Here is a 14,840-nt window from a genome sequence, read left to right on the forward strand (position 1 = left end):
CATGAACCCATTGAACGGCCACGACCACGGCGTCGGCACCGCAACGCGCGCCGCGACGGGCGCCGCGACGGGCGGCGACACGGACAGACGCCTGGGGCGCCGGGCCTTCGTCGTCGGCGCCGGAGCGCTGGTCGGTACCGCGGCCCTGCGGATGCCGTCCGCACGGGCCGCCGACAAGCTCGCCGCGGCCGCCGAGGCCGCCGACGGTGTCCTCGCCTTCCCCGGCGCCGAGGGCGGCGGCCGCTACGCCACGGGAGGCCGCGGCGGCTCGGTCTACGAGGTCACCACCCTCGCCGACTCCGGACCCGGGTCCCTGCGCGACGCCGTCTCCGGCAGCGACCGCACCATCGTCTTCAGGGTCTCGGGGAACATCGAGCTCAAGGGCGGCCTGGACATCACCGGGTCCAACCTCACGATCGCCGGACAGACCGCGCCCGGCGACGGCATCTGCGTCGTCGGCAACGAGACCAAGGCCGAGAACGTCGAGAACATCATCCTGCGGCATCTGCGGTTCCGTGGCACGGACACCCTCGGCACCCCCATCGACACCTTCGGCATGGAACGCTGCCGCAACGTCATCGTCGACCACTGCTCGTTCAGCTGGGCGGTCGACGAGTGCTGCTCCTGCTACGGCAACGAGAACTTCACCCTCCAGTGGTGCATCATCGCCGAGGGCCTGGCCCTGTCCGTCCACGAGAAGGGACTGCACGGCTACGGCGGGCTGTGGGGCGGAGACAACGCGACCTACCACCACAACCTGCTGGTCCACCAGGGCGGCCGCAACCCGCGCTTCAGCTTCGTCGAGGACGTGCCCCAGCGGGCCGACCTGCGCAACAACGTCATCTACAACTACGGCTACACCTCCTGCTACGGCGGCGAGTGGGCCGACGGCGTCAACATCGTCGGCAGCTACTACCGGCCGGGCCCGAACACCCTCGCCGCGATCGCCCCGGTCATCGTCTCCCCGGACCGCGGCGGAAGCTGGCACGTCGGCGGCAACGTCGTCGAGGGGCACTCGGACGTCACCGCCGACAACACCCGCGGCGTCGTCTTCCCGCTCGGCGGGGCCACCCTGAGCGACGAGCCGTTCGAGACGCCCGACCCCGTCCGGACCCAGGCGGCCAAGGACGCCTACCAGGCGGTCCTCGCCGGGGCCGGAGCCACCCTGCCGCGCCGGGACGCGACCGACGCCAGGGTCCTGGCGGACGCCCGCCGGGGGACCGGACGCATGATCAACTCGCAGAAGGAGGTGGGCGGAATCGTCCCGCTCGCCTCGGCCGAGGCGCCGAAGGACAGCGACCACGACGGCATCCCCGACGCCTGGGAGAAGGAGCACGGGCTCGACAAGAACGGTGCCGGGGACGGCGCCACCATCGACCCCGCCACCGGCTGGAGCAACCTGGAGCTCTACCTCGACTCCCTGCGCCCCACCGGCGCCGACAACCCCGACGTCACGCTCACCGCGCCGGCCGTCGACACCGTACTCGCCTCCGCGACGGGCACCCACGACGTCACCCTCCGCGCCGACGCCACGGCCAAGGACGGCGCCGACATCGCCTCGGTGGCCTTCTACGCCGACGACAAGAAGGTCGGGGAGGCCGCCTCGGCCCCGTACGAGACCGTGTGGAGGAACGCCCCCGAAGGCACCCACCACCTCACCGCACGCGCCACCGACGGCACGGGCACCTCCACCACGTCCGCCGTGGTGCCCGTCCACGTCAACCGCGTGACGTCGCTGGGCGCCTGGACCGCCCAGGACCTCGGCAAGGTGCCCATCGAGGGGGCCGCCGCGCTGGAGCGGGGCGTGTTCACCCTGCGCGGCTCCGGCAAGCTCAAAGGGCGCAAGGACTCGGGCCTGTTCGTCCACCAGAGCGTCGACGCCCCCGGCGACGAAGTGGTCGAACTGGTCGCCCGCGTCGACTCGCTCAGCCCCGTCTACGAGGACGTCGTCGCCGGGATCATGATCCGCGAGAACCTCACCGCTGACTCGCCCTTCAACTTCCTGGGCGTCTACGTCTCCAAGGGCGGCATCAAGGGCGTCGTCAAACGCATCCACACCCACGGCACCGAGCCGAGCATCGGCGCCTACCCGTACGAGGAGGACGAGAAGCTCGACGACGGGCCGTACTGGCTCCGCATCACCGTGCGCGGCGACGAGTTCACCTCGGAGATCTCGCCGGACTCCCTGCAGTGGACGCGCATCGGCTACGAACGCATCCCCATGGCTGACAGGCTCCACGCCGGTCTCTTCGTGGACGGCAACCAGCAGGCCAACTCCGTCCACCACTACACGACCGCCCAGTTCAGCCTGGTGAAGATCAACCACTAGACACACCACCGGCGCTCCGTCGGTCCCGGTCGCCTGCTCCTGGTATGCCGCAGGTGAACCGGACCTGACGGCCGTTCACGTACGCCGGGCATTGCCCGTGTCGCAGGGGTTGACGGCCACCCGGGCACTCAACAGACTCATGGCATACCACCGACATGCCGCGAGGTATTCATGCCGAGTCACGCGCTGCACGGGATCGTCGCACCGACCGTGTTACCCATGAACGCCGAGGGCTCCCTGGACCGCTCCTCGCTCGAACGCCACCTGACCGCACTGATCGACGCAGGCGTCCACGGGCTCTGGATCAACGGGACGACCGGGGAGTTCCACGCCCTGGACGACGACGAGCGCGCACTCGCCGTGACCGTCGCCGCCAAGACCGCCGACGGGCGGCTGCCCGTGATCGCGCATGTCGGCGACGCGGCCACCGCGTCCACCGTGCGCCACGCCCTGGCCGCGGCGGACGCGGGCGCCGACGAGATCGCCGTCATCGCCCCCTACTTCGCCGGATACGGCCGCGAGGAGCTCCGCGACCACTACCGGGCCGTGGCCCGGGCCGTGGGCTTCCCGGTCCTCGCCTACCACATGCCCCAGCTCACCCGGTCCGCCCTGACCATCGACTGCGTCCTCGAACTCACCCGTGAGGGAGTGCTCTGCGGGATCAAGGACAGTGCGGGCGACATGACCTGGCAGCGGCAGTTGCTGCGCCGGGCCGACCGGCTGGGAGTCCCGGTGCGCTGCTTCACCGGCGGCAGCAGCCTCACCGACCTGTCCCTGTACGCGGGCGCCGCCGGTGCCACCTCCTCGCTCGCCAACGTGACCCCCCGTCACCTCGTCGCGCTGTACGAGGCGGCCCGCGCGGGGGACTGGCGGCGGGCCCGGATGCTCCAGGAACAACTGGAGGATCTGCTCGACATGATGCGCGCGGCCCGCCGCGAGCCCACCCTCTCCGCGATCGTCAGCACCTTCAAATTCGTCCTGGCGGCCCTGGGCCGCATCGATGACGCCCATGCCGCCGCACCACTGGCCCGCCTCGACACCGAGGAGCGGCGCAACCTGACCGCGACCGTGGTTCCCCGGGTCCGCGAGCTGGAGGCGGCAGCTCACGCAAAGGAGCGTGGACATGACTCCTGACCGCACGCCATCCCCGTCGCACCGCGGCGTGCTCGACCGGCGCACGCTGCTGCGCGCGGGCGGCGGCCTCCTGGTGGCCACGTCGCTGGCCGGCTGCGGGTTCTTCGACACCGACCCCGACGACGGCAGCAGCGGAGGCGGGGGAGCGAAGGGCAAGGAAGCACCCTCCCTGAAGGAGCAGGCGGACGCCGGCAAGCTGCCCAAGCTCGCGGACCGTCTCCCCGCCACCCCCCTGGTGGTCGAGCCCCTCAAGGAGACCGGCGTCTACGGCGGCACCTGGCACTCCGCGATGATCACGCAGGAGGACCTCGGCTGGCTGCGATTCAGCATGGGTTACGAGCCGCTGGTGCGCTGGGCGCCCGAGTGGGAGGGCGTCACCAAGACGGAACTCCTGCCGGGCATCTGCGAGAAGTACGAGGTCGTCGGCGACGGCAAGGAGTTCGTCTTCCATCTGCGCAAGGGCCTGAAGTGGTCCGACGGCAAGCCGGTCACCGTGGCGGACTTCGCCTTCGCCTTCACCGACTACAACACCGACAAGCAGCTCCACCAGTACGGCCTGTACGAGCTGTGGCTGTCCGCGTCCGGAAAGCCCGCGCGCTTCGAGGCCGTGGACGACCTCACCGTGAAGTACGTCTTCGAGGAGCCCAAGCCGGGCTTTCTGGAGGAGATCGCGGGCACCACGGGTGTCCAGATGGTGCTGCCCAAGCACTACTTCGAGAAGTTCCACATCAAGTACAACAAGGACGCGAACGCGGTGGCGAAGAAGGCCGGCTCCGCCGACTGGATCAACCACATGGAGATCATCGCCGAGCCGTGGAACAACCCGGCCATGCCGACCCTCAACGCGTGGGTCCCCAGGAACGCGGCCATCAAGGGCAGCCAGGTCGTCTGCGAGCGCAACCCCTACTACTGGAAGACCGACCCGGACGGCCGCCAACTGCCATACATCGACAAGGTCATCGTGCAGATCCTGGAGGAGGTGGAGGTCGAGGTCCTCAAGATCTCCAACGGCGACCTGGACATGCAGCTCTACCAGTTCGGCACGGTGCGCAACAAGCCGGTCGTCTCCCGCAACCGCACCAAGGGCGGCTACCGCCTCGTCGACGTCGAGCCCGACAGCGCCAACACGATGATCATCGGGTTCAACCGGACCCACAAGGACAAGAAGAAGCGCGCCCTCTACGGCAACAAGGACTTCCGTATCGGGCTCTCCCACGCCATCGACCGGCAGAAGATCATCGACACCGTCTTCGCCGGACAGGGCAAGCCCTGGCAGGCGGGCCCCAACGAGGGCAACGAGCTCTACAACGAGGAACTCGGCACCCAGTACACCGAGTACTCCGTGGCCAAGGCCGACGAGTACCTGGACCGGGCCGGCCTGACCAGGCGCAACGGCGACGGCATCCGCCTCACCGAGGACGGCGCCCCCGTCGCCTTCCGGGTCTTCGTCGCCTCCGAGGCGGCCGACCTGGTCGACGCCCTGGACATGGTGCGCACCGACTGGCGCGAGGTCGGCGTGGACGCCACCATCTCGCGCATGGCCGAGACGCTCTACTGGGAACGCGTCGAGGCCGGCGAGTCCGAGGCTGCCGTCTGGGACTGCAACAACTTCGACATCCGCACCGGCACCGGCGGCAACCACTACTACCTGCCCACCAACCCGCGCGGCTCCTCCCGTTTCGGCGGCGAATGGGCCAAGTGGTACATGAGGGAGGGCGAGGACGGCGAGGAGCCGCCGGCCCGCATCAAGGAGCAGCTGGAGCTCTTCGACAAGATGCGCGCCACCTTCGACCCCGACAAGGCCCTCGAGCTCGCCCGGCAGGTCCTGGAGATCACCAAGGAGGAGCTCTACTACATCGGCATCTCCACACCGCCGAAGGACTACGGGATCGTCCGGACGAACATGCTCAACGTCCCCACCTCGTTCAACGCCACCGGCTTCCACCAGGCGCCGGGCCCCAGCAACCCCAGCACCTACTTCTTCAAGGGCAAGGCCTGACGGCCGGACGGGAGTGACGCCGCATGCTCTCGTTCGTCACCCGCCGCCTCGGCTGGATGGTCGTCACCCTGGGGGCCATCTCGCTGGCGACGTTCTTCATCATCCAACTGCCGCCGGGCGACTACGTCTCCACGCTCCAGGCCAACGCCGAGGAGCGAGGCGAGGTGATGGGCCCGGCCGAGGCGGCGGCACTGCGCGACCGCTACGGGCTGGACCAGCCGTTCCTGACCCAGTACTGGAAATGGATCAGCAACATCGTCCTCCACGGCGACTTCGGGCAGGCCTTCGCGTACAACAGCCAGCCGGTCTCGGACCTGATCTGGGACCGGGTCGCGCTCTCCTTCACCCTCTCCGTCGCCACCATGCTGCTGATCTGGGCGATCGCCTACCCGATCGGTATCTACTCGGCCGTCAGGCAGTACTCCACCGGCGACTACATCGCCACGTTCTTCGGCTTCGTCGGCATGGCGGTACCGGAGTTCATGCTGGCGCTGGTGCTGATGTGGGTCGGCATGCGCTACTTCGGGTTGAGCCCCGGCGGGCTGTTCTCGCCCGAGTACCAGGACGCCGCCTGGAACCTGGGCAAGGTACTGGACCTCGCCTCGCACATCTGGCTGCCCATCGTGATCATCGCGGTGTCGGGCACCGCCGGGGCCATCCGCATCGCGCGCGCGAACCTCCTGGACGAGTTGTACAAGCCCTACGTCATGGCGGCCCGCGCCAAGGGCCTGCCCGAGTGGAAGCTGCTGCTGAAGTACCCGTTCCGGATGTCCATGAGCCCGTTCTTCTCCACCGTCGGCTGGCTGCTGCCCGGCCTGATCAGCGGCGAGACGATCATCTCGATCGTGATGAACCTGCCGACGACCGGACCGTTGCTGCTGGGCGGCGTCACCAGCCAGGACATGTACCTGGTGGGCAGCTTCATCCTGATCCTGTCCACCCTCACCGTCATCGGCACCCTGATCAGCGACCTGGCCCTCGCCTGGTGGGACCCCAGGATCAGACACAGCTACGAGGGAGGGTGAGCGGCCCATGCTGACCAAGACACCGCAGTCCGAGGAGGAGGCGGCGCTCGCCGACGACGCACCCGTCGCCGGCGGGCAGGCCAGCCCCTGGAGGCTGGTGTGGCGCAGGTTCCGCAAGCACAGGCTCGCCATGGCCGGCGCGGTGATCGTGGTGATCGCCTACTTCGTGGTGGTCTTCGCCGAGATCCTCGCCCCCGGCTCGCCCAGCGCCACCGACGCGAAGCACACCTATGCGCCGCCGCAGACGGTCAAGATGGACCTCAGCTGGGACGACGGCCTGCGGTTCTACACCAACGGCTTCACCACCCGGCGCGACCCGGAGACCTTCGAGCAGATCCACACCGTCGACCCCGACCGGCGGATCCCGCTGAAGTTCTTCGCCAAGGGCGACTCCTACGAGATGTGGGGCCTCATCCCCTGGGACCGGCACCTGTTCGGGGCCACCGATCCCGACACCGAGGTCTACTTCCTGGGCGCCGACCGCTCCGGCCGCGACATGCTCTCCCGGATCATCCACGGGGCGCGGGTCTCGCTGTCGATCGGTCTCATCGGCGTCGCCCTCAGCTTCTTCCTCGGACTGCTCTTCGGCGGCATCTCCGGGTACTTCGGCGGCACACCCGACCTGCTGATCCAACGCGTCATCGAGTTCCTGATGTCGATCCCGACGCTGCCGCTGTGGCTGTCGCTCTCCGCGGCCGTCCCCGACCAGTGGGGGCCGCTGTCGCGGTACCTCGCCATCACCACCATCCTGTCGGTGATCGGCTGGACCGGGCTGGCACGGGTGGTGCGCGGACGCTTCTTCTCACTGCGCGAGGAGGACTTCGTCACCGCCGCCCGCCTCGACGGCTGCGGGCGCGGGCGGATCATCTTCGGGCACATGGTGCCGTCCATGTCCAGCCATGTGATCGCCTCGCTCAGCATGGCCGTCCCCGGCATGATCCTCGGAGAGACCGCGATGAGCTTCCTGGGCCTCGGTCTGCAGTCACCGGCCGTCAGTTGGGGCGTGCTGCTGCAGGAGGCGCAGAACGTCCGCACGGTGGAGACCGCGCCCTGGCTGCTGATCCCGGGCCTCGCGGTGTTCGTCACCGTGCTGGCCATGAACTTCGTCGGAGACGGGCTGCGGGACTCCGCAGACCCGTACAAGTAGGGGGCTTCGCGTGGACCCAGTGGACAGCGCGGGCGGCGGGCGGAAGCCTGGCCTCACCAAGGGTGGCGGCACCTTTGTCGCCGACCGCCCGCTCCTCGAAGTGGAGGGGCTGCACACGCAGTTCCGGACGGACGACGGCCTGGTCCGGGCCGTGGACGGCGTCGACCTGACCATCGGGCGCGGCGAGGTCCTCGCCGTGGTGGGCGAGTCGGGCTGCGGCAAGAGCATCATGGCCCGCTCGATCCTGCGCCTGATCGACAAGCCGGGGCGGATCACCGGCGGCCACATCCGCGTGCACACCGACGACGCGGTCGTCGACATGGCCACCGCCGAGGGGCCGGCCGTACGCACCGTGCGCGGCAGGAAGATCGCCATGGTCTTCCAGGAGCCCATCGCCGCGATGAGCCCCATGCACACCCTCGGCAACCAGCTCGGCGAAGCCGTCCGACTGCACGAGGGCGTCGACAAGAAGGAGGCCCGGAAGCGTTCCGTCGAGCTGCTGCGCCGCGTCGGCATCCCCGCCCCCGAGCGGCGCATCGACGAGTACCCGTTCCAGATGAGTGGAGGCATGCTGCAGCGCGTCATGATCGCGATGGCGCTCTCCTGCGGCCCGGAGCTGCTCATCGCCGACGAGCCGACGACGGCCCTCGATGTCACCACCCAGGCCCAGATCCTCGACCTGCTCCGCTCCCTCCAGCAGGACACCGGCATGGCGGTCATGCTCATCACCCACGACCTCGGCGTCGCCGCCCAGATGGCCGACCGGGTCGCCGTGATGTATCTGGGCAGGGTGGTCGAGGACGGCCCGCTCGACGACGTGTTCCGCGCGCCGCGCCACCCGTACACCAAGGCGCTGCTGGGTTCCGTGCCCAAACTGGGCTCCGGATCGCGTGCGCGGCTCACGCCCGTGCGGGGCATGGTGCCGAGCGCCTACCGGCGACCGTCCGGCTGCCCCTTCCACCCGCGCTGCGACGCGTTCATGGCCGGCCGCTGCGACGTGACGGTCCCGACACCGGTGCGGGAACCCGACCGTCCCGGCGCGGTGAGCTGCCTGCTGTACGAGGAGGACTCCGCATGACCGCACCGCCCTCGGCCGCCCCGGCAACGGAGGCGGCCCCCATCGGGCACCCGTTGCTGCGCACGCACGCCCTGACCAAACACTTCCCGATCCGCCGCGGCCTGCTGGGTCGCACCGTCGGACACGTGCGCGCCGTCGACGGCGTGGACCTGACCGTCCCGGCCGGCCGCACCGTGGCCCTGGTCGGCGAGTCGGGCTGCGGCAAGAGCACCCTGGGCCGCTGCCTGATGCGGGTCTTCCCACCGACCTCCGGCGAGATCTCCTACCTCCGCACCGACGGCACCGTGGTCGACCTCGCCACGCTCGGCGAGCGGGCCCTCAAGCCGTACCGCAGCGAGATCCGCCTCGTCTTCCAGGACCCGTTCGCCTCGCTCAACCCGCGCATGACGCTGCTGCAGATCGTCGGCGAACCGCTCCGCGTCAACCTGGGGCTCGGCGCCGCCGAGACCGAGGAACGCGTCGCGGAACTGCTGCGCCGCGTCGGCCTGCGCCCGGAATACCTGCGGCGCTACCCGAACGCGTTCAGCGGCGGGCAGCGCCAGCGCGTCGGCATCGCACGCGCGCTGGCGCTCGAGCCGCGCCTCGTCGTCGCCGACGAGGCCGTCAGCGCCCTCGACGTCTCGGTGCGTGCCCAGATCCTCAACCTGCTCAAGGACCTGCAGGACGAGTCCGACCTGACGTACCTGTTCATCTCGCACGACCTGGGCGTAGTGGAGTACATGGCCGACGAGATCGCGGTCATGTACGTGGGCCGGGTCGTGGAGACGGGGTCGACCGCCGACCTGTACGGGCAGCCGCTGCACCCGTACACCGAGGCGCTGCTGTCCGCCGTGCCCGACCCCGACCCGCGGGCCCGGCGGCGGGAACGCGTGGTGCTGCGCGGCGAGGTCGCCGACGCCTCCAACGTGCCCCCGGGCTGCCCGTTCCACCCGCGCTGCGCCTACGCCCGCGACCGCTGCCGCACCGAGGTGCCGGCCCTGCGCCCGCTCGCCCCGGGCCGGACCGCGGCCTGCCACTTCGCCGGAGAACTGGACCTGAAGGGAGTCGACGGAACATGACCGGACAAGAACCCGGCAGCGGTCGGACGGAGGGCGGCCCGGCGGCACACGACCCGCGGTTCGACGGTGTCCTGCGCCCCCGCGCCGACGACCCCGCCGTCCACGAGGCGCTGCTCCCCGTCCGGCACCCGGGCGACAGCCACGCCGCGAGCCTGCTCGAACTCGACGACGGCGACCTGCTGTGCGCCTGGTTCAACGGGCCCGACGAGGGCGACCGCGACACCAACGTCGTCCTGTCCCGGCTGCCGCTGGGCACGGACCGCTGGACGGTTCCCGTGGCGCTGTCCGCCGACCCCGACCGATCCGAGCAGAACCCGGTCCTCGCGCAGCGGCCCGACGGGACCGTGTGGCTCTTCCACCCCTCGAACGAGCCGCACGACCAGACGACCGCCCATTTGGTCACCCGCACCTCGCAGGACGGCGGCCGGACCTGGAGCCCCCCACGCGTCGCCCACGACGGGCCGGGCGTCTTCGTCCGCAACCCGCCCTTCGACCCCGGCGACGGCTCCTTGCTGCTGCCCGCCTACCGCTGCCGCCCCGGCGCCGAGCACAGCACCGTCCTGATCAGCGAGGACGAGGGCGCCGGCTGGAAGGAGTACGACGTCGCCGGCACCGATCACCTGGTCCAGCTCACCGCCGTGCCCCGCGTGGACGGATCGCTGCTCGGGCTGCTGCGCAGCCGCGCGGCCGACCGCGTCCACTCCGTCGTGTCCACCGACGCGGGCCGCACCTGGAGCCGGGCGGTCCCCACCGAACTGCCCAACAACAACTCGGCGGTCCAGCTCACCCGCCTGCGCAGCGGCGCCCTGGCGCTGATCTACAACCACGCGAGCCTGGAGCGCGGCGAGTTCCGCTGGGTGGGACAGGGCGCCGGACGCCGAAAGAAGGCGCTCCGCACGCCGCTGACGCTGGCGCTGTCCGACGACGACGGACGCACCTGGCCCTGGCGCCGCGACCTGCAGATCGCCGACGAGGAGTACCGGGACACCGAGCTCGGGTACTCGTACCCCTGCATCACGCAGGGACGGCGCGACGGCCTGCTGCACGTCGCGTACTCCTACCTCCGCAAGACGATCAAGCATGTGACCGTGACCGAGGAATGGGTCAGGCAGGGCCGCTCGTGAAGCGCACCGCCCCCGTGGAGCGATGGGGCACCTTCGAACTGACGCTGCGCGGCCCGGACACCGGCAACCCCTACCGGGACGTGGAGTTCGGCGCCGACTTCCGCCACGGCCACCGTGTGGTGCCCGCCGACGGCTTCCACGACGGCGACGGCGTGTACCGGGTGCGGTTCATGCCGGACCGGGAGGGCGCGTGGACGTACACCACGCGCTCCACCGCCCCCGAACTGGACGCGGTGGAGGGCGGGTTCCACTGCACGCCGCCGGGTCCCGGCAACCACGGCCCGGTCCGGGTCGCCGGGCCCCGCACCTTCCGGTACGCGGACGGCACCCCGTACCTGCCCTTCGGCACCACCTGCTACCACTGGACCCACTACGAGGACGAGAAGCTGGAGGAGGACACGCTGCGCACGCTCGCCGCGTCCCCCTTCAACAAGGTCCGCATGTGCCTGCTGCCGACCCGCGCGATGAACCCGCCCCGGCTCCCGTTCCCGGGCGCCGCCCCGGGCCCGCCCCGGCCGCGCGGCCTCGACACCAACCGCTTCGACCCGGCCTTCTTCAGCCACTTCGAACGGCGGGTGCGCGATCTGCGGGACCTGGGCGTCGAGGCGGACGTCATCCTCTTCCACCCCTACGACCGGGGGCACTGGGGCGTCGACGACATGAGCCGGGACGAGGACCGGTTCCTCGTCCGCCACGTCGTCGCGCGCCTCGCCGCCTACCGCAACGTGTGGTGGTCGATTGCCAACGAGTACGACTTCAACACCGCCAAGACGGTCGAGGACTGGAACCGCGTCGGCCAGTACGTCCAGCGCTCGGACCCCTACCAGCACCTGAGGTCCATCCACAACGGCACCCGCATGTACGAGTACGAACGGATCTACGACTTCCGCACGCCCTGGACGACGCACCAGTCCATCCAGCACTGGGACGCGGAACTCGCCCCGACGTGGCTGGAGCGCGTCGCCAAGCCGGTGGTGCTAGACGAGATCGGCTACGAGGGGATCCTCGGCCGCCGCTGGGGCAACCTGACGGGCCGCGCGCTGCTGCGGCAGTTCTGGCACGGCATGACCGCGGGCGTCTACGTCGGCCACGGCGAGTGCTATCCGGAACAGGACGAGGACGACTCGGCCTGGATCTCCCGGGGCGGCCGGCTGCACGGCGAGAGCACCTCCCGCATCGCGTTCCTGCGCCGCCTGTGGGAAGAGCCCCACGACGACGTGTTCGTCTACTTCGGCGACCGGTGCCACCGGCACCGGGAGGTGCCGTTGCCGAAGGAAGGCGGCCCCTGGGCCCTCGACCTGATCGACACCTGGAACATGACGGTGACGCCGCTGCCCGGTCCGTGGCACGGCGACACGGCCCGTGTGCCGCTCGACCACCGTCCGGACCTGGCGTTGCGCATCCGGAAGGCGACATGACACACCGACCCCAGCCCCTCGACCACGGGCCCGTCCGGGTCCACGGCACCCGGTTCCGGCACGCGGACGGCACCACGTTCCACCCCTGGACCACCAGCGTCCCGCAGACCGACGACTACACGCTGCGCGCACTGGCGGGCTCGCCCTTCACCAAGGTGCGCCTGGTCGGCGCCACCCTCCCGCTGGACCGGCTCGACCACCAGGTCCGGGCGCTGGGGGCCATCGGCGTGCAGGCGGAGGTCATGCTCCACGGACGCGACGTCCCCGAGACAGTCACCCGCCTGGCCGGCCACCCCAACGTCTGGTGGTGCGCCCCGCCCGACCCGGAGGCACAGACCGACATCCAGGAACACGACCACGGCCACCACCCGCTCACCGTGCACGGGCCGCCGGACACCGACTTCGGCGCGCCCTGGATCACCCATGCCTCGGTGCGCCACCCGCAGACCCGGGCCGTGTCCGGCCTCGTCCAGGACCTGGGCAAGCCGGTCCTCGTCGACGACTGCGGCGCCGAGGGCGACGACCCCGCCGACCCCGGGCAGGCGCTGCCCGGACCCGAACTGGTCTCCCGGATCTGGGAGGCGGTGTGCCGCGGCGGCTACGCCGCGCACGCCGAGTCGTGGGGCCCGCGGCCTTGGAGCTCGGGGGGCGGGCGCCTGGAGGGCACCGCGGTCGAGCGGGTCGCCTTCCTGCGCGCCGTGCTGGACGCGGCCCCGTCCGGCCTGGCGCACACCCCGCAGACGTACGACGCCTCGACACTGGAGGCGCCGGGCTACGTCCTGCAGTACCTGGGCCCGCACCGCTACCCCCGGCGTCCCTTCGACCTGCCCGGCGGAGCCTGGCGGGTGGAGGTCCTCGACACCTGGAACATGACGGTCCGTGCGCTCGACGACGCGTGCGACACCGGCGCCGGTGTCGCACGCATCGTCGAACTGCCCGCGGAGCCGTACCTCGCGATACGGCTCCGCAGGCGCTGAGTCACCAGTCGAAGCCCAGCTCGACCTGGGACTTGATGTACGCCGGGATGTCGACCTTCTCGGTGACCTCCAGCGCGGACGACACCCGCAGCCCGTCCTTCAGCACGTGCTGCCGGAACACCATGTACATGGGGATGTCCCAGTACTCGGTGTTCCGGTAGTCCGTGACGACGGCGTTGTCCCCCCAGAAGACGCCCGAGGTGTCGATCCCCTTCAGCTCCGGGATCGCGGCACCGAAGGCCGCCTCGACGGCCCGCGAACGCAGCGCGGGCTTCATGCCGTGCCGGGAGAGCTCGACCTGGGCCTCCTGCGACACCAGCCACTTGAGGACCTGGAGGGCCTGTGCCTTCTTCTTCGACTGCGGGGGCAGGAACGCCGCCATGGTGTTGGGCTGGTACACGGCGTTGTCGCCCCTGCCCAGCACCGGCACCGAGGTGACGCCCAGCTCGACCTTCTTGGCCAGCTCGGTCCACTCGGCGGCGTCGTCCTCCTGGAGGTACAGGGGACTGAGGGCGTAGGCGTTGAGCTTCCAGAGGCTGTCCACGGCCATCGCCACGGATCCGGCCGTGAGGTACTCGTCGACGCTGGTGAAGATGTTGTGCGGGTGGAGCAGGAAGCGTTCCAGGTTGCTGCCGAGACGCTGCCAGCCCGCCGAGGTGATGTTCACCCTGACGTCCTCGGGCGCCGGGGTCTCGCTCGTGCCCGGGACGAACGGGTACAGCCCGAGCTGGTTGAACTCCAGGTAGAGGTCGGGGTGTTGCAGGTAGCCCTTGTAGGCGACCAGGTCCCGTTCGAAGGTCAGCTTCTTGGCGAGGCGGAACGCCTCGTCGTAGGTGACACCGTTGGTCGGCGGCCTCAGCCCCTTCATGTCGAAGATCTTCTTGTTGTGGAGCAGCACGAACTCGTCGACGAACAGCGGCACTCCGTACAGTCCGCCGTCCGAGCGGGCTCTGATCTGCTCGACGGCGGCCGGGTTGAGCGAGCCGATGTCGATGCCGGCGGTGCGGATCTCGTCGGTGAGGTCGCGCAGCCAGCCGCGCGGCTCCAGGTCCCGGTCGATGCGCCGGCGGGGGTCCTCGATGATGAGGTCGGGCACGACGCCGGCCTTGTCGAGATCCTCGTAGCGGATCGGCATGTCCCAGGCCGCGGCCTTGATCTTGAGACCGGGGAAGGCGGCGCGCAGGGCGTCTCCGGCGACCGTGTCGAAGAAGCCGGGGTTCTCGAAGGGCTTGTAGTTGGCCATGAAGACGAACAGTTCGTCGTCGCAGACCTCGAACGGCTCGTCGTACCGGTTGGGGACGGTGGTGCACACGGCCCCCGCCGTCCGGGCGGCCGTCGCCCGCCCGGACGCGGTACGTGCCTGAGCGGGGGCGGACGCGGCGAGTGACGCACCGGTCAGCGCCGCCGCGCCCACCGCTGCCGACGCGGCGACGAACTTCCGGCGGCTCGTGGTGGACGACGGTTGCTGTTCGCTGTCCTTCGGGAGTGCGGTCATTGGGATGTGCCTCTCTTCCGGAGGGGGATCGCCGGCTGGAGCGGGCAGGAAATCCA

At 70.4% G+C, this 14,840-nt stretch carries 11 protein-coding genes; 10 read left to right on the forward strand and 1 reads right to left on the reverse strand.

Annotation, left to right across the window (positions count from 1 at the left end; translation table 11 throughout):
• The first annotated feature begins 1 nt into the window (after nucleotide 1).
• From ACZ7MF_RS14765 to ACZ7MF_RS14810, 10 genes are all read left to right on the forward strand, one after another.
• A complete protein-coding gene (locus tag ACZ7MF_RS14765) occupies nucleotides 2–2,329 on the forward strand; it encodes an Ig-like domain-containing protein (protein ID WP_471477148.1) in 2,328 nt (775 codons plus the stop codon).
• A gap of 171 nt (nucleotides 2,330–2,500) precedes the next feature.
• Nucleotides 2,501–3,463: a dihydrodipicolinate synthase family protein gene (locus ACZ7MF_RS14770; RefSeq protein ID WP_471477149.1), complete on the forward strand. Its 963-nt coding sequence runs from the start codon at nucleotides 2,501–2,503 to the stop codon at nucleotides 3,461–3,463.
• Entirely contained in the window at nucleotides 3,453–5,462 is a 2,010-nt protein-coding gene (locus ACZ7MF_RS14775) for an ABC transporter substrate-binding protein (protein WP_471477150.1), read from the forward strand. Before ACZ7MF_RS14770 ends, ACZ7MF_RS14775 begins: the two co-directional genes overlap by 11 nt.
• 23 nt (nucleotides 5,463–5,485) lie before the next feature.
• Nucleotides 5,486–6,487 carry an ABC transporter permease gene (locus tag ACZ7MF_RS14780; protein ID WP_471477151.1) on the forward strand — a complete coding sequence of 334 codons (1,002 nt, stop codon included), beginning with the start codon at nucleotides 5,486–5,488 and terminating at the stop codon, nucleotides 6,485–6,487.
• A 7-nt stretch (nucleotides 6,488–6,494) separates the two neighbouring features.
• The gene (locus tag ACZ7MF_RS14785; RefSeq protein WP_471477152.1) at nucleotides 6,495–7,634 is read left to right on the forward strand and encodes an ABC transporter permease; all 1,140 of its coding nucleotides are present in this window, start codon (nucleotides 6,495–6,497) and stop codon (nucleotides 7,632–7,634) included.
• A 10-nt stretch (nucleotides 7,635–7,644) separates the two neighbouring features.
• Complete coding sequence (locus ACZ7MF_RS14790; protein WP_471477153.1) at nucleotides 7,645–8,712, forward strand: ABC transporter ATP-binding protein; 1,068 nt, start codon at nucleotides 7,645–7,647, stop codon at nucleotides 8,710–8,712.
• Complete coding sequence (locus ACZ7MF_RS14795) at nucleotides 8,709–9,770, forward strand: ABC transporter ATP-binding protein (RefSeq protein WP_471477154.1); 1,062 nt, start codon at nucleotides 8,709–8,711, stop codon at nucleotides 9,768–9,770. The genes ACZ7MF_RS14790 and ACZ7MF_RS14795 overlap by 4 nt, the downstream gene beginning before the upstream one ends.
• Nucleotides 9,767–10,894 (forward strand): sialidase family protein, encoded by a 1,128-nt coding sequence (locus ACZ7MF_RS14800; RefSeq protein ID WP_471477155.1) that lies wholly within the window; start codon nucleotides 9,767–9,769, stop codon nucleotides 10,892–10,894. The genes ACZ7MF_RS14795 and ACZ7MF_RS14800 overlap by 4 nt, the downstream gene beginning before the upstream one ends.
• The gene (locus ACZ7MF_RS14805) at nucleotides 10,891–12,312 is read left to right on the forward strand and encodes a DUF5060 domain-containing protein (protein WP_471477156.1); all 1,422 of its coding nucleotides are present in this window, start codon (nucleotides 10,891–10,893) and stop codon (nucleotides 12,310–12,312) included. The genes ACZ7MF_RS14800 and ACZ7MF_RS14805 overlap by 4 nt, the downstream gene beginning before the upstream one ends.
• Entirely contained in the window at nucleotides 12,309–13,289 is a 981-nt protein-coding gene (locus ACZ7MF_RS14810; RefSeq protein ID WP_471477157.1) for a DUF5605 domain-containing protein, read from the forward strand. Before ACZ7MF_RS14805 ends, ACZ7MF_RS14810 begins: the two co-directional genes overlap by 4 nt.
• A 1-nt stretch (nucleotide 13,290) precedes the next feature.
• On the opposite strand, the gene ACZ7MF_RS14815 is transcribed toward ACZ7MF_RS14810, so the two are convergent.
• Nucleotides 13,291–14,784 (reverse strand): ABC transporter substrate-binding protein, encoded by a 1,494-nt coding sequence (locus ACZ7MF_RS14815; RefSeq protein WP_471477158.1) that lies wholly within the window; start codon nucleotides 14,782–14,784, stop codon nucleotides 13,291–13,293.
• Nucleotides 14,785–14,840 lie beyond the last annotated feature (56 nt).

The organism is Streptomyces sp. NPDC111628, assembly GCF_055635195.1.